Raw genomic sequence first — 16,926 nt, forward strand, 5'->3', positions numbered from 1 at the left:
CTTGCTCCCTCATCTCCAGCCGTGGCCGGGCCGTGTCGACGAAGGCAGGGCGTGGCGGCGCGACTCCGTAGGAGGTGCACCAATGAAGCGTGCCGGGTTCCTCTCGCTCGCCTGCATCGCGCTCTCCGCCGGCCCCGTTCTCGCCGCCTTCCCGGCACCGGAGGATCCCCCACGCCCGGCGATGAGCCGGGGCACGTTGGAGAAGATCTTCGAGGGAGAGGTCTCGGAGTTCGCGGCCAGGCGATTCCTCACGATCACGATGGAAGGAGACGAGACCCGCACCTTCCGGCTCGACGAGAGGGACGTCGCAGCCATCGTCGACCCGGCGGTCGCGGTCGGGTCACGCGTGCGGGTGGTCGAGTCCCGGACCGCGGACGGCCAGCGGACCGTCACGGTCAGGATCGCGGGCGTGCCCGCCCCGCCCCGCTAGCCGGCAGCCCTGACGAATCGCAGCAGGAAGGGGGAGCCGCGGCTCCCGCTTCCTGCGCTCTCGGTTTCGTACGAGGCCTGCCGGACGACGGACGGAAGCTGTTCCGCGGCGAAGAAAAAGTGGAGGCGGCGTGGGGGAAACGCCGCCTCCCGGGGTGCAACGGGGGAAGGGTCCCGGGGGCCCGCTGGCGGGGATCCGGAGCCGTCTTGCGTACTCGAACCGCTCGCGACCAGCTGGCTTTGTGGGCCTGATCCCGGCGGAGAACCGGTACCGGTCCCTTTCCCACGCTCGACGTGTGGTTCGTCTTACCGACCTCGGTCTCCTTTCGCGTCGTTCCTTGCGGCTCGTCGCCGTCTCGCGAACTCCGCGCAAGTTCCTTGCCAATGAGGCGACGAGCGGAGCGTGCGGAACCTCGGCGAGCGACTGCCGGGGTTGCGAGCGCGATGCCGCCGGAAGAATGCTCCGACACGAGAGAAGATCCTTCCATGACCTTCCTGACGGGAAAGGAGCGAACGGTCCTCGGCATCGCCGCCGGGGCCCTTCTGGCGAACGCGATCCTCACGTTCGGCAATCTCCACGGACTCGTCGCCGTCCAGCGCGACCTGAACCGCTCGCACCAGGTCCTCGCGGAGCTGGCGCGGCTCGAGGGGACCCTGCATGGTGCGCAGGCCGCCCAGCGCGCCTTCCTCGCGACGGAAGGCCGCGCGTCGCTCGCGTCGCTCGAGGCGGCCCGGACCGTTCTCGGGATCCGGCTCGACAGGCTCGGAGAGCTGGTGAGGGACGACGCGGAGCAGAGGGCCCGACTCTCTTTCCTCGAACGGGCGGCACGGCGTCACCTCGACGGGCTTTCCGACGAGGCCCGCCTCTTCGCGGACGGCAGGCGCGCCGGGCAGAAGCCGGGGACCGTCGCGCTCGACGACGCACCCACGGGCCGCGCCGTGCGCTCCGCAGCGGAGGCGGTCGAAGACGCGGAGCGCCGGGCGCTCACCACGCGCGAGACGCAGGCCTTCCGGAGGCGGTTCACGGCGGTGCTCTCCGGGATCGTCTCCACGCTCCTCGGGCTCTGCCTCGTCGTCGTGGCCGTCCTCCTTCTCAGGAGGGAGCTCGAGGCGAACGCCGAGGCGGCTGCGGCGCTGGAGAAGGCGAACGCCTCGCTGCGCGACGCCGACCGGAGGAAGGACGAGTTCCTCGCCTCCCTCGCCCACGAGCTCCGCAACCCGCTCGCGGCGATGAGGAACGCCGTGGAGCTCCTCGCCGCGACCGAGGCTGCTCCGGACGACAAGGCGCCCGGGCGCCGGTCCCTCTCGCAGGCTATCCTCGCGCGCCAGCTCTCCCACCTGACACGGCTCGTGGACGACCTCCTCGACCTGGCGCGGATCGCGAGCAGCCGCATCGTCCTGCGCAAGGAGGCCGTCGCGCTCGCCGACGTCGTCGAAGCCGCGCTCGAGGCGACGCGCCCCGCGCTCGACGCGCGGCGGCACACGCTCGCGGTACGGCTCCCCGCGGAGAGCGTCCTCGTCGAGGGCGACCCCGTCCGTCTCGCTCAGGTCCTCTCGAATCTCCTCTCGAACGCCGCCAAGTACGCCCCACCGGACGGACAGATCGAGCTGGTGGTCGCCGCCGACGAGGCGGAAGCCGTCGTCCAGGTCACGGACGACGGGATCGGGCTCGCCCCGGAAGACCTCGAGCGGGTCTTCGGGCTGTTCGAGCAGGGCGCGGTCCGGCCCGACGGCGACGAGGGCCTCGGAGTCGGCCTGGCGCTCTCGAGGCGCCTCGCGCACCTCCACGGCGGAAGCCTGACGGCGACGAGCCCCGGCCCCGGCGCGGGGAGCACCTTCACGCTCCGGCTTCCCCGCGCGGTGGCGCCGCACCGCCCGACCCCCGCGCCCGAGCTCTCCCTGCCCGCCGCGGCCCCGCGCCGCGTCCTCATCGTCGAGGACAACGCCGACGGCGCACGGTCACTCGCCGAAGTCCTCTCCCTCTCGGGTCACGAGGTCCACGTCGCCAGCGACGGACTCTCGGGCGTCGACGCCGCTCTCCGCCTGCTTCCGGACGCCGTGGTCCTCGACCTCGGCCTCCCCGGAATCGATGGCTACGAGGTGGCCCGGCGCCTCCGGTCCGACCCTGCCTTAGCCGGTACCCTGCTCGTCGCGCTCTCGGGCTGGGCAGGGCGCGAGGAGCGCGCGCGCGCGATCGACGCGGGTATCGACCACCACCTCGTCAAGCCCGTCGCCGCGAGCCGCATCGCCCAGCTCCTGGCGACGGCTACGCCCCGCCCCGCGACCTGAGCTTGTTGTAGACCGTCTTCAGGGAGAGGCCGAGCATCTCGGCAGCGGCGCGCTTGTCTCCGCCGACGGCCGCGATCGTCGCGTCGATCAGCTTCTGCTCCGCCGCGCGCGCCGTGTCGCCGACACGCACGGGAACGAGAAGGGCGTCCCCCACGCCGCCCGCCCCCGGCGGCACGGGAGCCGGAGCGGCGAGGACCGCCTCGACCGCCTCCAGTGAGACCGCCGGGGAATCCGAGAGGACGTAGGCGCGGTGGACCACGTTCCGGAGCTCCCGGACGTTTCCGGGCCACGCGTGCCTGCCGAGAGCCTCGAGCGCCGCCGGCTCGATGTCCGCGATGTCGCGCCGCTCTTCCGCCTCGACCCGCGACAGGAACTCGCGCGCGAGGATCGGGACGTCGGCGAGCCGCTCGCGAAGCGGCGGGAGCCGGAGCGGGAAGACGGCGAGCCGGTAGTAGAGGTCCTCCCGGAACGTCCCGCTCGCGACCGCATCGACGACGTCGCGGTTCGAGCTCGCGACGACCCTCACGTCCACGTCGCGCTCGTCGGTCCCGCCCACGCGGCGGAACGATTTCGTCTCCAGGACCCGCAGCAGCTTCACCTGCATCTCGAGGGGCGTCTCGGTCACCTCGTCGAGGAAGAGCGTGCCACGCCGCGCGAGCTCGAACGTCCCCTCCCGTCGGCGCTCGGCCCCTGTGAAAGAGCCCTTCTCGTGCCCGAAGAGCTCGCTCTCGACCAGGCTCGGCGAGATGGCGCCGCAGTTGACGCCCACGAAGGGCCCCGAAGCCCGGCGCGAGAGCGCATGGATCGCCCGGGCCGCGACCTCCTTGCCGGTCCCGCTCTCTCCGTAGAGAAAGACCGGGGCGTCCGAGACGGCGACGCGCGTCAGGAGCCGGAGCACCTCCTGCATCGGCGCCGAAGCGCCCAGGAGGCCGCCCAGGCCGTCGCCCGCCCGGCACTCCTCCGCCGGCCTCACGTCCGCAGGCTGCCCTGGCGGCACCGCGGGTCGCTCGGCCCGGCTTCCGAGGTGGTCGAGCGCCGCCCGGAGCTGCGGCGGGCGCAAGGGCTTCACGAAAAAGTCGTGCGCCCCGGCCTTCATCGCATCGACGGCATTGCGCACCGAGCCCTGGCCGGTCAGGACGAAGACGGACGTCCCGGGCGGGGCGCCGCTCACGAGGTCGAGGCCGTTCCCGTCCGGAAGCCCGAGATCGACGATGGCGACGTCGGGGGTGAGGTCGCGATACGCCGCGATCGCGTCGGCAACGCTCCCGGCCTCCGCCGGCTGGTGCCCGAGCTCGGCCAGGAGATCCGCGAGCGCCCTGCGGGACCGCGGGTCGTCCTCGACGACGAGGACCCTCACCGCACTTCACCCACCCCGGGCCAGGAGAGCGCCGCACCGAGAGCGTCGCCCTCGATCGAGAAGAAAATCTCGCCGCCGTCGGCCGCCACTGCCGCGTAGGCGAAGAACAAGTCGTCCGCCCCCGGCACGTCCCTCGGCAGGAGGACGAGGCGGTCGATCGGGACCGGTGGCAGCGGGCCGAGCCCGCCGACGTGGACCTCCGCGCGCCCGGCCCCCCTCCGGACCGCGACGAGGGGCGCGCCACCGCGCGCCGCGCCGAAGGCCACGACCCGCCGGATCGCTTCCTCCGCCGATACCGGCCGGACGAGAACGACGCGCGCCTCCTCCCCGCCTTCGGGCGCCTCCCCGAAGGGCGCGACGAGGCGGCCGAGCGTCACCGGCTCCGGCCTCTCCTCCGCGATGTCCGAGAGCGCGGAGAGGAGATCGAGAAGCCGCCCGGCGGTCGCGAGGTCGGTGCCGAGATCCCGCGCCCGCGTCTCGAGGGCGGGAGCCTCCCTGAGGAGCCGGGCGGCCAGGACCTCCACCTTCGCCGTCGCCGCGGAGAGCGGGTCGGCCAGCGCGTGTCGGAGGACCGCGAGGACCGGTGGCACGGACGGCATGGCGTCACGTTACCAGCCCGTACGAGCTTTGAGGGACCTCCAGCGGGCCTCCCCTTGTCCCTTTTTGCAATCGCGAGGTAAGAACGTCCTCTCCGCGCCGCCGCCGATCCTCGGTGCCCGATCCGGAGCCGCCACCCCCGGCCCCGCACGGCACGCAGATTTCCACGGATCCGGGCGCGCCTTTCCTCGGGTCGCCCGGCCTGGCCCGCGTCTTGAAAGGGCGCCGCGGAGGAGGTGCCCGATGAGGCCCATCCCGTACCCCGTCGAACGAAAGTCCCTCGCGCTCGCGCTGGCCCCGCTCCTCGCCGTCGCCCTCTCCCTCGGAGCCTGCTCCGGGAAGGACGGCGGGAGCTCTGCCGAGGCCGGCCGGCAGGCGCTCGACGAACGGAACCAGCTCCTGACCGTCGAGAACGCGAAGCTCAACGAACAGCTCCGGTCCGCGGAGGCCGCGGACGCCGAGGCGGCGGCCACGATCGCCGAGGTCCAGAGCGGCCTCGAGGAGATCCGCGGGAAAGAGCTCGGGATCCTGAAGAAGACGCTCGACGTCACGCGCGAGGGTCAGCCCCGGGTCAGCGCGCGCGAGAGGCTCGCCGGCGAGATCGACACGATCCGGACCGCGATCCGCGCGAACCTCGGGAAGCTCTCGCGCCTCGAGAAAGAGCGAAAGGCGTCCGGGCAGAAGCTGGCCTCCTTCCAGACGCTCGCCGACGAGCTGAAGCGGTCGCTGGAGGAGAAGGACGCGACGATCGCGACGATGGAGAAGACCGTCCTCGAGCTGGGTGAGAAGGTCCGGAACCAGGAGGGTGTGATCCTCGCGAAGGACGCGATCATCCAGGAGAAGGAGATCGCCATCGAGCAGAAGACGAGGGAGATCAACACCGGCTACGTCGCCGTGGCCGGGAAGAAGGTCCTGAAGGACAAGGGCGTCGTCGAGAAGAAGGGCTCCGTCCTCGGGCTCGGCGGCACCTGGCAGGAGACGGGGAAGTACGACAACGGGGTCTTCCGCGAGATCGACACCACGAAGGAGGCGGAGCTCGCGATCCCGGCGCCCGCGGAGAAGGTCAGAGTCCTTCCCGGGCATCCGGAGGAGAGCTACCGGATCGTCTCCGGTGGACCCGGCAGGTCGATGCTGAAGGTGACCGACCACGACACCTTCTGGCGCGACAGCCGGTACCTGGTCGTCATGATCCCGGACTGACCTCTCCGCTTCCCCGTCCCTGTCCCCCGGAAAGACCTGCGGCGGCCGGGTGGCCGCCGCAGGCGCTCATGTCGGGAGTCCCGCGCGGGGCCGGCTCGCACCGGCCCCGCGCCTCGTGCTACTTCCTCCCCTTCTTCGCGGGAGCCTTCTTCGCGGTCTTCCTCGGAGCCGGCTTCGCCTTCGGGGCGGGCTTGACGACCTTCTTCGGGGCGACCTTCGTTTTCGGGGCCGCCTTCGCGGCCTTCTTCGCCGGGGCCTTCTTCCTGGCCACGGGCTTCGAGAGCTTCTTCGGCGCCGGCTTCGTCGCCGGCTTCGCCTTCACCGCCGGCTTCGTCGCGGACTTCGCCGCCTTCGCGGGCCTGCCGGAGATCTTCGCCCCCTCGCGGACGGCAGCCTGGCCGGCGGCGAGACGGGCGATCGGGATCCGGAACGGCGAGCAGCTGACGTAGTCGAGGTTCGTCCGGTGGCAGAACTCCACCGACGTCGGCTCGCCGCCGTGCTCGCCGCAGATGCCGATCTTCAGCTTCGGCCTCGTCGTACGGCCGAGCTCGACACCCATCTTCACGAGCTTGCCGACGCCGGCCTGGTCGATCCTCTCGAACGGGTCGGCGGGAAGGATCTCGCGCCGAACGTAGTCGGGCAGGAACTTGCCGGCGTCGTCTCGGCTCAGGCCGAACGTCGTCTGGGTCAGGTCGTTCGTCCCGTAGCTGAAGAACTCGGCGACGGTGGCGATCTCGTCGGCGGTCAGCGCCGCGCGCGGCAGCTCGATCATCGTCCCGACGAGGTAGTCGACCTTGATGCCGGCCTTCGCGAAGACGTCCTTCGCGACCTCGCGGACGAGCTTCTCCTGGTCCTTCAGCTCGTTCACGTGGCCGACGAGCGGGATCATGATCTCCGGCTTGACCTCGACCCCTTCCTTCTTCACGTTGCAGGCCGCCTCGAGGATGGCGCGCGCCTGCATCCGCGTGATCTCGGGGTAGACGATCCCGAGGCGGCAGCCGCGGTGGCCGAGCATCGGGTTCATCTCGTGGAGCTCGTTGACCTTCTGGGCCACGGCTGCCGGCGAGATGCCGAGCTGCTTGGCCACGTCCTTCTGCTCGTCGGCCTTGTGGGGCAGGAACTCGTGGAGCGGCGGGTCGATCGTCCGGATCGTGACGGGCCGCGGGCCCATCGCGCGGAAGACCCCCTCGAAGTCGCCGCGCTGCATCGGGAGCAGCTTGGCGAGCGCCTTCTCGCGCGCCTCGACGGTGTCGCCGAGGATCATCTCGCGGACGGCCGTGATCCGGTCGCCGCCGAAGAACATGTGCTCGGTCCGGCAGAGGCCGATCCCCTCGGCGCCGAACAGGACCGCGTTGGTCGCCTGGTCGGGCTGGTCGGCGTTCGCGCGGACGCGCAGGCGCCGGACCTTGTCGGCCCAGCCCATCATCGTCGCGTAGAGGGTGTAGACCGGGCTCGCCTCGGGAGCGAGGCTCTTCTCGAGGAGAACCTGGAGGACCTCCGACGGCTTCGTCGCGAGCCGTCCCTCGAGGACCTCGCCCGTCGAGCCGTCGATCGAGAGCCAGTCGCCTTCCATGACGACCCGGTTCTTCACGTCGCCCTTGACCGTCATGCAGCGCTGGGCGTAGTCGATCCGGAGCGACTCGCAGCCGACGATGCAGACCTTGCCCATCTGGCGGGCGACGAGGGCCGCGTGCGAGGTCATGCCGCCCCGCGCCGTGAGGATCCCCTCGGCGGCGTTCATCCCCTTGATGTCCTCGGGGCTCGTCTCCTCGCGGACGAGGAGGACCTTCTCACCCCGGGCGGCCCACTCGAAGGCGTCCTGGGCGGAGAAGACGACGCGGCCGGTGGCGGCGCCGGGGCCGGCGTTGAGGCCCTTGGCCAGGAGCTGGCCTTCGGAGACGGCCGCGTTGCGGGCGGCCGGGTCGAAGACCGGCCGGAGGAGCTGGTTCAGCGAGTCGGGGTTGACGCGGAGGATCGCCTCCTCGGCGGTGATGAGCTTCTCGCGCTCCATCTCGACGGCGATCCGGACCTCGGCGAAGCCGGTCCGCTTGGCCGTTCGGGTCTGGAGCATGAAGAGGCGCCCGCGCTCGACCGTGAACTCGATGTCCTGCATGTCCCGGTAGTGCTTCTCGAGCTTCTGGCGGATGCCCATGAGCTGGTCGTAGACCTTCGGCATCGCCTGCTGGAGCGTGGCGATCTTCTCGGGGGTCCGCGTGCCCGCGACGACGTCCTCGCCCTGGGCGTTGATGAGGTACTCGCCGTAGAAGAGGTTCTCGCCGGTGGCCGGGTCGCGGGTGAACGCGACGCCGGTGCCGCAGTCCTCGCCGAGGTTGCCGAAGACCATCGACTGGACGTTGACGGCCGTGCCCCAGCTCTCCGGGATCGAATTGAGCTGGCGATAGACGATCGCCCGCTCGTTCATCCAGGACGAGAAGACCGCGCCGACGGCGCCCCAGAGCTGGGCCATCGGGTCCTCGGGGAAGTCGTGTCCCGTCTTCTTCTTGATCGCCTTCTTGAACTCGCCGACGAGCTCCTTCAGCGCCTCGACGGTGAGGTCGGTGTCCAGGTGGGCGCCGAACTTCTCCTTCTTCGCCTCGAGGATCACCTCGAACGGGTCGCGCTCGTGCTTGCCCACCGGCTTCAAGTCGAGGACGACGTCGCCGTACATCGCGACGAAGCGGCGGTAGCAGTCCCACGCGAAGCGCGCGTTGCCCGAGGCCTTCGCGAGCCCTTCGACGGTCACGTCGTTGAGGCCGAGGTTGAGGATCGTGTCCATCATCCCGGGCATCGAGGCGCGCGCGCCGGACCGGACGGAGACGAGGAGCGGGTTCTTCGGATCGCCGAACTTCTTGCCGAGCTTCTTCTCGACGCCGGCGAGGTGCACGTCGACGACCTTCTCGAGGCCCTTGGGGTAGGTCCGGCCGTTGGCGTAGTAGTAGGTGCAGACCTCCGTCGAGATCGTGAAGCCCGGGGGAACCGGCAGGCCGATGCGGGCCATCTCGGCGAGGTTGGCTCCCTTGCCGCCGAGAAGGTTCTTCTGGCTGCCGTCGCCCTCTGCCGTTCCGCCACCGAAGGAATAGACGTACTTCGTGCCTCGCGCCGACGGCGCGGACTTGCTGGTCATCGGGATCCTCCTGAGATCGGGTTGCTCAATCGTTGCTGGGGTTCTGCTTCGAACCCTCGGGATTCTACCGCCCTCCAGGGGAGGGCCACCTCCCCCGTCCGGTAAGATCCCCACCGGTATGTTGTCCTCCCTCCGCGGGGCGCGTGTTCTCGTTGCGCCCGTCTCCCTCCTCTCCGTCCTCCTCGTCGACCCTGTCGCCGGCCGCTCGCGCCGAGGAGCCCTCCCTCACCATCGAGGAGGCGATCCGCCTCGCCGTGACCCGCAACGAACGGGCGCTCGCCTCCGGCGAGCGGCTCGAGGCGGCAGAGGCGCGCGTCTCGAAGGCCCGGGCGGTCTTCTTCCCCGACGTCGAGGTGACGGGGGCGTGGACTCACAGGCCCTACGAGCGGACGACGACGGTCGGAAGCGAAGAGGTCGTCCTGTCGAAGTACGACGCGTTCAACTCGACCTTCACCGCGAGACAGGTGATCTTCGACGCCCGCGCCTTTCCGATCCTCAAGCAGACGCGGAGCGAGCGGGACGCCGCCCGGTTCGAGGCCGCCGAGCAGCGGCGGATCGTCGCCTTCGAGGCCTCGGCGGCCTTCCTGATGACGCTGGGGTACGAGCAGGTCGCCGCCGCCGCCGAACGGCGTGTGGTGTTCGCCCGCCAGACCCTGGCTGACGCCAGCGCGCGCTTCGAGGCGCAGATCACGGGCTCGAACGACGTCACGCGCGCCGAGCTCGAGCTCGCGAGCGCCGAGCGCGAGGCGACCCGCGCCCACAACGAGGAGCAGACCTCCCGGCTCGCCCTCGCGAACCTCCTCGTCGCCCCCGTCCCGGCCCGCCTCGAGGTTCCCGTCGCGCTCCTCTCCCCCCCGCCGGAGCTCGGGACCGGCGACGGCGACCTCGTGGAAACGGCCCGCCAGCTCCGTTTCGACGTGGCCGCGCAGAAGAAGCGCGCGGAGGCGTTCCTCTACTACTCGAAGGAGCCGTTGAGCCGGTTCTTCCCGAGCCTCGTCGGCCGGGCCGACGGGAGGTGGACGAACGAGGCGGGCCTCAGCGGCCGCAACACGACCTGGACCTACGGCATCGACCTCACCTGGTCCCTCTTCGACTCCACGATCGCCATCGCCGACACGCGCGAGAGGAAGGCCCTCGCCCGTGCCTCCTCCCTCGAGGCGCAGGCCCTCGAGCGCGGCGTCGAGCTCGACGTGAAGACCGCCCTCGCGAAGCTCGCGAACGCCCGCGCCGCCGTCGCCCAGGCCGGCGTCGCTTTCGAGGCGGCCCGCAAGAACGCCTCCGAGACGGGCACTCTCTACCGCGAAGGGCTCGCGAACGCGCTCTCCGCCGCCGACGCGAACCAGAGCCTCTTCGAGGCCGACGTGGCGCGAACGCGCGAGCTCTACACCCTCGGCGCCGCCGTCCTCGACCTCTACGCGGCCCGGGGCCTCGACCCGGAAGGAAAGGAGCCCCGTCCTTGAAGACCTGCAGATCGCTCGTTCTCGCCCTCGCGACCGGCGCCTCGGCGCTCGTCCTCTCGTGCTCCGGCGGCGGCGACACGCAGGGAGCGGGCGGCGGCAAGGGGGGCCCCCCCGCCTTCCCCGTCGAGACGGCCGAGGTGAAGAGCCGGCCGGTCGAGTACACGGTCACCGCCGTCGGCTCCGTCGACGCGTTCGAAAAGGTCCAGGTGACGGCTCGCGTCGCCGGTGTCGTCGAGCAGGTGAAATTCGTCGAGGGCGAGTCGGTGGAGGCCGGGCAGGCCCTCGTCGAGATCGAGCTGCGCCGCTACCAGCTCTTCGTCGAGGCGGCGCGCGCGAACCTGCAGAAGGCCGGCGCCGCCAAGGCCGACGCCGAGGCGGCCCTCGCCCGCCGGAAGGCCGTCGTCGAGAAGAACCCGGGGCTCATCCCGGGCGAGGAGATCGCCACCTTCGCCACGCGCGTCCAGACGGCGGCGGCCGACGTCGCCCAGGCGAAGTCGGCGCTCGACCAGGCCGAGCTGAACCTCAGGGACGCGTTCGTCCGCGCCCCCGTCGCGGGCCGCATCGAGACGCGGACCGTGACGACCGGCCAGTACGTCGCCCCCGGGGGCGTCCTCGCGACGCTCGTCCAGCGCGACCCGCTCCTCCTCCGCTTCCAGGTCCCGTCCGAGGACGCGCGGAGCCTCAAGACGGGCCACGTTGCCCGCTTCCGCGTTCCGGGCGACGCGAAGGAGTTCACGGCCAGGATCACCCACGTCGCCGGCGCCGCCGAGGCGGCCTCGCGGATGGTCGCCGTGACCGCGCAGGTCGACGACGCGCGCCGGGCGCTCCTGCGCCCGGGCGCCTTCGCCGACGTGACCGTCCCGGTCGGCGGCATCGCCCAGTCTCCCGTCATCCCGCAGACGGCGATCCGGCCGAGCGAGAAGGGCTTCCTCGCCTTCGTCGTGGAGGACGGAAAGGCGCGCGAGCGCGTACTGACCCTCGGCCTCCGGACGACCGAGGGGCTCGTCGAGGTCCGCGGCGGGCTGAAGGCCGGAGAGGAGCTCGTGATCCGGGGCGCCGAGGCGCTCCGGGACGGCCTCCCCGTCAAGGTGAGCGCTCCTGGCGCCGAGCCGACCGCCCCCTCCCGGCCGGAGGCCCGCGGATGAACATCACCGAGGTCTGCATCCGGCGGCCCGTCCTGGCCTGGATGCTCATGGCGGCGACGATCGTCTTCGGCGGCGTCGCGCTCTCGCGCATCGGCATCAGCCAGTTCCCCGACGTCGACTCGCCCACGATCTCCGTCTCCGTGACGTGGGAGGGGGCCGCTCCCGAGGTCATGGAGCACGACGTCGTCGAGCCGCTCGAAGAAGCCGTCATGCAGGTGGAAGGGATCAAGTCCCTCACCTCCTCCTCCCGGCAGGGCTCGGCGAACGTGACGATCGAGCTCGACATCAGCCGGAACATCGACCTCGCCCTCCAGGACGTCCAGACCAAGGTCTCCCAGGCGCAGCGGTCGCTCCCGCGGGACATCGACCCGCCCGTCATCTCGAAGTCGAACCCCGAGGACAACCCCATCCTCTGGATCGGCCTCTCCGGCCCCTTCCCCCGCCAGGTCATCGCCGACTACGCCCGCTACCGCCTCAAGGAGCGCTTCCAGACGGTCCCCGGCGTCGGCGAGGTGAACATGGGGGGCTACCTCGACCGGAACGTCCGGATCTGGGTCGACGCCGACAAGCTGAACGCGAAGGGGATGACGGTCACCGACGTCATCGCGGCGCTCCAGCGCGAGCACGTCGAGCTCCCGGCCGGCCGCCTCGAGACGGAAGGCCGCGAGATCAGCGTGCGGGTCATGGGCGAGGCCCTCGACCTCGCGACCCTGCGGAAGATCTCGCTCCGCGACCTGAACGGCGCGCCGGTCTACCTCGAGGACGTCGCTCTCGTCGAGGACGGCTTCGAGGACGAGCGGCGCATCGCGCGCGTCAACGGGGCCCCCGCGCAGGGCCTCGGCATCCGCAAGCAGCGCGGGTCGAACGCCGTCGCCGTGGCCCAGGGGGTCAAGGCCGCGATGGCGGAGATCCAGAAGACCCTCCCCCCAGGGATGGAGGTCGGGATCAACTTCGACTCGACGACCTTCATCGAGGACTCGGTCCACGAGATCCAGTTCGAGATCCTTCTCTCGGTCGTCCTGACGGGCCTCGTCTGCTGGATGTTCCTCGGATCCCTCTCCTCGACGCTGAACGTCGTCCTCGCGATCCCGATGTCGCTCCTCGGGACGGTCGCGTTCATCTACTTCGCCGGCTTCACGCTGAACACCTTCACGCTCCTCGCGCTGGGCCTCGCCGTCGGCATCGTCGTCGACGACGCGATCATGGTCATGGAGAACATCTTCCGGCACTTCGAGGAAGGGAAGGACCGGGTGACCGCCGCCCGCGAGGGGACGGGCGAGATCACCTTCGCCGCCCTCTCGGCGACGATCGCGATCATCGCGATCTTCATCCCGGTCGTCTTCATGAAGGGCGTCATCGGGAAGTTCTTCCTCCAGTTCGGCATCACGCTCTGCGTCGCGGTGGCCCTCTCCTACGTCGAGGCGATCACCCTCGCGCCGGCCCGCTGCGCGCAGATCCTGAAAGCCGGCGAGGTGAACCGGAGCGGCCTCGGCGGCCTCGTCGACCGCGCCTTCGACGCCCTCGCGCGGGTCTACGCCCGGGTCCTCGCGCACGGGCTGAAGCACCCCGTCGCGGTCCTCGTCTCCGCCACCCTTCTCCTCGGTGTCGCGGTCCTCGTCTTCCGCGCGCTCCCCTCGGAGTTCGTCCCGTCGCAGGACCAGGGGCGCCTCATGCTCCGCGTCCAGACGGCCGTGGGGTCCGACATCCACGAGACGGACATGGCCTTCCGGAAGATCGAGGCCTACGTCACGGCCCGTCCCGAGGTCACGCGCTGCTTCGGCGTCGTCGGCGGCTTCGGCGGCGGCGTGAGCGGCGGCGTCGTCTTCGTCTCCATGGTCGACAAGAGCGACCGGAAGCTCTCGCAGGCCGAGTTCGCGGCAGAGATCCGCAAGGAGCTCAACTCCTACCCCGGCGTTCGGGTCGTCGTCCAGGACCTTTCTCAGTCGGGCTTCACGGCCCAGCGCGGCTTCCCGGTCGAGTTCTCGGTCCGGGGCCCCGACTGGGACGTCCTCGTCGAGAAGGCGAGGGGGATCTCGGAGAAGCTCAACGCGAGCGGCCAGGTCGTCGACCTCGACATGGACTACCGGATCGGAATGCCCGAGCTGCGGATCGTCCCGAACCGGGCGCGTGCCGCCGACCTCGGCATCTCCGTCGAGAACGTCGCGACCGCCCTGAACGCGACGCTCGGCGGCCTGCGCATCGGGAAGTATTCGACGGAGGGGCGACGGATCGACGTCCGCCTCCGCCTCCTCGCCGGGCAGCGGACGCGCCCCGAGGACCTCTCGCGCCTTCGCCTGCGCAGCAACGCGGGCGACCTGATCCCTCTTTCCTCCCTCGTGACGACGGAGGAGGTCCCCGCTCTCCAGGCGATCACGCGGCGCGACCGCGAGCGGGCGATCACGATCTACGCGAACGTGGCCCCTGGAATGTCGCAGGCCGACGTCCTGAAGTACGTCGAAGGGCTCGGGACGGACATGCCGACGGGGTACAGGCTCGTCCTGGGAGGCGCGAGCGTCGCGTTCCGCGAGTCGATGGGCGACCTCGTCTTCGCCCTCGTCCTCGGAATCGGCGTCGCCTACATGGTCCTCGCGTCCCAGTTCAACTCGTTCCTCCACCCGGTCACGGTCCTCTCGATCCTCCCGCTCTCGGTCGCGGGCGCGGCGTTCGCCCTCCTGGCGACCGGGCGGAGCCTGAACATCTTCTCGATGATCGGCCTCCTCCTCCTGATGGGGATCGTGAAGAAGAACTCGATCATCCTCGTCGACTACACGAACCAGCTCCGCGAGCGCGGCCTCGACACGCTGAACGCGCTCCTGAAGGCCGGGCCGGTCCGCCTCCGGCCCATCCTCATGACGTCGATCGCGACGATGATGGCCGCCATCCCGCCTGCGGCCGGGATCGGCTCGGGCTCCGAGATCCGGGCGCCGATGGGGATCGCCGTCATCGGCGGACTCATCGTCGCGACGGTCCTCTCCCTCCTCGTCGTGCCGGCCTTCTACCTCGTGACGGACCGGATCGCGGCGAGCCTGCGTGGCCGGCGCGCGGAACACGCCACGGATACTCCTTCCCCGGAGCCTTCGGCATCCGCCCCTTGATCCTCGTCGCCGTCACCTTCCCGCTCTCCCCGCGGACGAAGCGCCCGGTTCGAGGGAGCTCGTGAAGGTACTCGTCACGGGAGCGGCTGGGTTCATCGGCTCGCACACCGTGGAGCGGCTTCTCGACAGGGGCGACGACGTCGTCGGCCTGGACGACTTCAACGACACCTACGACCCTGCGCTCAAGCGCCGGAATCTCGCCGGGGCGCTGTCCCTCGGAGGCTTCACGCTGGTCGAGGGCGACGTCCGCGATACCGAGCTCGTCCCGCGCATCCTGCGAAACGACCGGTTCGACGCCATCGTGCACCTGGCGGCCCGGGCGGGCGTCCGGGCCAGCCTCCTCCAGCCCGTCGTCTACGAATCGGCCAACGTCACGGGACTCCTGAACCTCCTGGAGGCCGCGGCCCACGACGTCCTCCCCCACTTCGTCTTCGCCTCCAGCTCGAGCGTCTACGGGCTGAGTCCCCGGCTCCCCTGGCGTGAGGACGATCCGGTGGACAGCCCCGTCTCACCCTATGCGGTCACCAAGCGGGCGGGCGAGCTGATGTGCCGGAGCTACCAGGCGACGTATGGGCTGGACACCTGCAGCCTGCGCCTCTTCACGGTCTACGGACCGCGCCAGCGCCCCGACATGGCCATCGCCCGGTTCTTCGGGGCCATCCTGGCCGATGAACCGGTCACGGTGTACGGGGACGGAAGCGCCCGGAGAGACTTCACCCACGTTCACGACGTCGTGGGCGGAATCCTGGCCGCCCTGGATCGCCGCTGCAGCGGTCGGATCATCAACCTCGGGGGGGCGCACACGGTGACGATCCTGGAGCTGCTCGAGATGATCGGCCGCATCACCGGCAGGACCCCGAAGATACGGTTCGAGGCCCGTCAGCCGGGGGACGTGCCCACGACGTGGGCGGACAACGCCGTCGCGCAGCTTCACCTCGGCTGGGCTCCCGGGATCACGCTGGAGACGGGTCTGACGGAATACCACCGGTGGCGGACCGAGCGCGGTGCGGTCTCCGGCTGAATCGGGATGCCCTACGGGATCGTGACCGCGCCTTCACCCTTCTTCGCGTCGGCAGCCTTCGCCCTCGTGATCGCCCCGGCGTAGGCGGAAGTCGCCTTGTTCGTCTCCGTCCTCGCCTCGATGAGGACGAAGCCCTTCGTACCGGTCTCGAGCGCCGCCATGGCCCGATCGAGCCGGGACCGGGCCCGCTTCAGCTCATCCGTGAAGGACTCCCACGTTCCGCGGGGCTCGAGGGCGAGGTTCACGAGCGCCGCCGTCGCCAGGGAAACCTCCTCGACCTCCCCGCGGCGCAGGGAGGTGGGGTCGACGACGATCGGTTTCGCGTACTCGGAGAGGAGCGTTCTCGCGGCGGTCCCCTCTGCCGACTCGTGGAAACCGGCGAGGTCTTCCCAGCCCCGGGCCGCCGCGTCCGGCCCGCCGTCGGCCGGTCTGAGTATCTGCTCGTATCGCATGGCGATATGGCTGACTCCGGCCCTGGCCGTTTGCGCATTCACGAGGACCCGCTTCGTCGGTCCATGGTCCTCTCTCGGTCCACAGCCCAGGAGCAGCGAGGACATGAGTAGGCACTGTATGGCGTTGCGCATGAGAGACCTCCCCGCTCGCCCCGGCTCGACGGAGGAGGATCGCCACTGTCGGCGTCTCCGGTTCTCCGTGCGCAGAATTCTAGCGGTACCTGCCGAGGGCCCCCACGGGGAGCCGCGTCCATGCCAGGAATCGCGGCGCCTGCCGGTGCGGGAATCACGGCGCCGCAGCGCGCCGCCGCAACCTCTGAGACACTCGGCGCCGTGAGCCCGCTGCGTTTCACCGCATTGCCCGGGAGCTTCGCCGTCCTCCGCCTCGCGCCGGACGCGGCCGTACCGGCCGAGCTCCTCGTTCCGCCCTTCCACTCGGTGACGCGGACCCCGGCGGAGCTCTCCGTCGTCTGCCCCGAAAGCGCCGTTCCGGCGGGGTCGAGGGCCGAAACCGGGTGGGCGCTCCTCGCACTCGCCGGACCTTTCCCGTTCGAGATGGTCGGGGTCCTCTCGTCGGTCCTCGCCCCTCTCGCGGCAGCGGGCGTCAGCATCTTCGCCCTGAGCACTTTCGACACGGACTACGTCCTCGTGAAGAGGGAGAGGCTCGCGGTCGCGATCGATGCGCTCACGGCCGCCGGGCACGAGCGCGTCGAGGCCGGGACGTAGGGAAGCCGGCCGGCCATTTCGCCCCCCCGGG

At 70.8% G+C, this 16,926-nt stretch carries 12 protein-coding genes; 8 read left to right on the forward strand and 4 right to left on the reverse strand.

What is annotated here, in order from left to right:
- Positions 1-82 precede the first annotated feature (82 nt).
- Both IPN03_19010 and IPN03_19015 read left to right on the forward strand, forming a co-directional pair.
- The gene (locus IPN03_19010) at positions 83-430 is read left to right on the forward strand and encodes a hypothetical protein (GenBank protein ID MBK9375745.1); all 348 of its coding nucleotides are present in this window, start codon (positions 83-85) and stop codon (positions 428-430) included.
- A gap of 485 nt (positions 431-915) precedes the next feature.
- Positions 916-2,718, forward strand: coding sequence for a response regulator (locus tag IPN03_19015; protein ID MBK9375746.1), 1,803 nt, complete (start codon positions 916-918; stop codon positions 2,716-2,718).
- On the opposite strand, the gene IPN03_19020 is transcribed toward IPN03_19015, so the two are convergent.
- Positions 2,696-4,075 carry a sigma-54-dependent Fis family transcriptional regulator gene (locus IPN03_19020; GenBank protein ID MBK9375747.1) on the reverse strand — a complete coding sequence of 460 codons (1,380 nt, stop codon included), beginning with the start codon at positions 4,073-4,075 and terminating at the stop codon, positions 2,696-2,698. The genes IPN03_19015 and IPN03_19020 overlap by 23 nt on opposite strands.
- A complete protein-coding gene (locus IPN03_19025) occupies positions 4,072-4,674 on the reverse strand; it encodes a hypothetical protein (protein MBK9375748.1) in 603 nt (200 codons plus the stop codon). The genes IPN03_19020 and IPN03_19025 overlap by 4 nt, the downstream gene beginning before the upstream one ends.
- A 241-nt stretch (positions 4,675-4,915) precedes the next feature.
- On the opposite strand from IPN03_19025, the gene IPN03_19030 reads away from it, so the two are divergent.
- A complete protein-coding gene (locus IPN03_19030; protein ID MBK9375749.1) occupies positions 4,916-5,872 on the forward strand; it encodes a hypothetical protein in 957 nt (318 codons plus the stop codon).
- Between the two features lie 118 nt (positions 5,873-5,990).
- Here the strand turns inward: IPN03_19030 and IPN03_19035 are convergent, their stop codons facing one another.
- Entirely contained in the window at positions 5,991-8,996 is a 3,006-nt protein-coding gene (locus IPN03_19035) for a pyruvate, phosphate dikinase (GenBank protein ID MBK9375750.1), read from the reverse strand.
- A 143-nt stretch (positions 8,997-9,139) separates the two neighbouring features.
- Between IPN03_19035 and IPN03_19040 the strand changes: the two genes are divergently transcribed.
- From IPN03_19040 to IPN03_19055, 4 genes are all read left to right on the forward strand, one after another.
- The gene (locus IPN03_19040) at positions 9,140-10,456 is read left to right on the forward strand and encodes a TolC family protein (GenBank protein MBK9375751.1); all 1,317 of its coding nucleotides are present in this window, start codon (positions 9,140-9,142) and stop codon (positions 10,454-10,456) included.
- Positions 10,453-11,601 carry an efflux RND transporter periplasmic adaptor subunit gene (locus IPN03_19045; GenBank protein ID MBK9375752.1) on the forward strand — a complete coding sequence of 383 codons (1,149 nt, stop codon included), beginning with the start codon at positions 10,453-10,455 and terminating at the stop codon, positions 11,599-11,601. The genes IPN03_19040 and IPN03_19045 overlap by 4 nt, the downstream gene beginning before the upstream one ends.
- Positions 11,598-14,696 (forward strand): efflux RND transporter permease subunit, encoded by a 3,099-nt coding sequence (locus IPN03_19050; protein MBK9375753.1) that lies wholly within the window; start codon positions 11,598-11,600, stop codon positions 14,694-14,696. Before IPN03_19045 ends, IPN03_19050 begins: the two co-directional genes overlap by 4 nt.
- A gap of 61 nt (positions 14,697-14,757) precedes the next feature.
- Positions 14,758-15,717, forward strand: a complete 960-nt coding sequence (locus IPN03_19055) for a GDP-mannose 4,6-dehydratase (GenBank protein ID MBK9375754.1) — start codon at positions 14,758-14,760, stop codon at positions 15,715-15,717.
- Between the two features lie 11 nt (positions 15,718-15,728).
- Here the strand turns inward: IPN03_19055 and IPN03_19060 are convergent, their stop codons facing one another.
- Positions 15,729-16,169 (reverse strand): hypothetical protein, encoded by a 441-nt coding sequence (locus IPN03_19060; GenBank protein MBK9375755.1) that lies wholly within the window; start codon positions 16,167-16,169, stop codon positions 15,729-15,731.
- Between the two features lie 252 nt (positions 16,170-16,421).
- On the opposite strand from IPN03_19060, the gene IPN03_19065 reads away from it, so the two are divergent.
- Positions 16,422-16,895: an ACT domain-containing protein gene (locus IPN03_19065; protein MBK9375756.1), complete on the forward strand. Its 474-nt coding sequence runs from the start codon at positions 16,422-16,424 to the stop codon at positions 16,893-16,895.
- Positions 16,896-16,926 lie beyond the last annotated feature (31 nt).

The sequence above is a fragment of the Holophagales bacterium genome (assembly GCA_016719485.1).
Classification (GTDB): Bacteria; Acidobacteriota; Thermoanaerobaculia; order UBA5066; family UBA5066; genus UBA5066.

What these genes read in the sequence shown, in the direction of transcription:
- IPN03_19060 (MBK9375755.1), bottom strand. Translation starts at nt 16,169, where the DNA reads ATGCGATACGAGCAGATACTCAGACCGGCCGACGGCGGGCCGGACGCG.
- IPN03_19015 (MBK9375746.1), top strand. Translation starts at nt 916, where the DNA reads ATGACCTTCCTGACGGGAAAGGAGCGAACGGTCCTCGGCATCGCCGCC.
- IPN03_19035 (MBK9375750.1), bottom strand. Translation starts at nt 8,996, where the DNA reads ATGACCAGCAAGTCCGCGCCGTCGGCGCGAGGCACGAAGTACGTCTAT.
- IPN03_19030 (MBK9375749.1), top strand. Translation starts at nt 4,916, where the DNA reads ATGAGGCCCATCCCGTACCCCGTCGAACGAAAGTCCCTCGCGCTCGCG.
- IPN03_19065 (MBK9375756.1), top strand. Translation starts at nt 16,422, where the DNA reads ATGCCAGGAATCGCGGCGCCTGCCGGTGCGGGAATCACGGCGCCGCAG.
- IPN03_19050 (MBK9375753.1), top strand. Translation starts at nt 11,598, where the DNA reads ATGAACATCACCGAGGTCTGCATCCGGCGGCCCGTCCTGGCCTGGATG.
- IPN03_19010 (MBK9375745.1), top strand. Translation starts at nt 83, where the DNA reads ATGAAGCGTGCCGGGTTCCTCTCGCTCGCCTGCATCGCGCTCTCCGCC.
- IPN03_19025 (MBK9375748.1), bottom strand. Translation starts at nt 4,674, where the DNA reads ATGCCGTCCGTGCCACCGGTCCTCGCGGTCCTCCGACACGCGCTGGCC.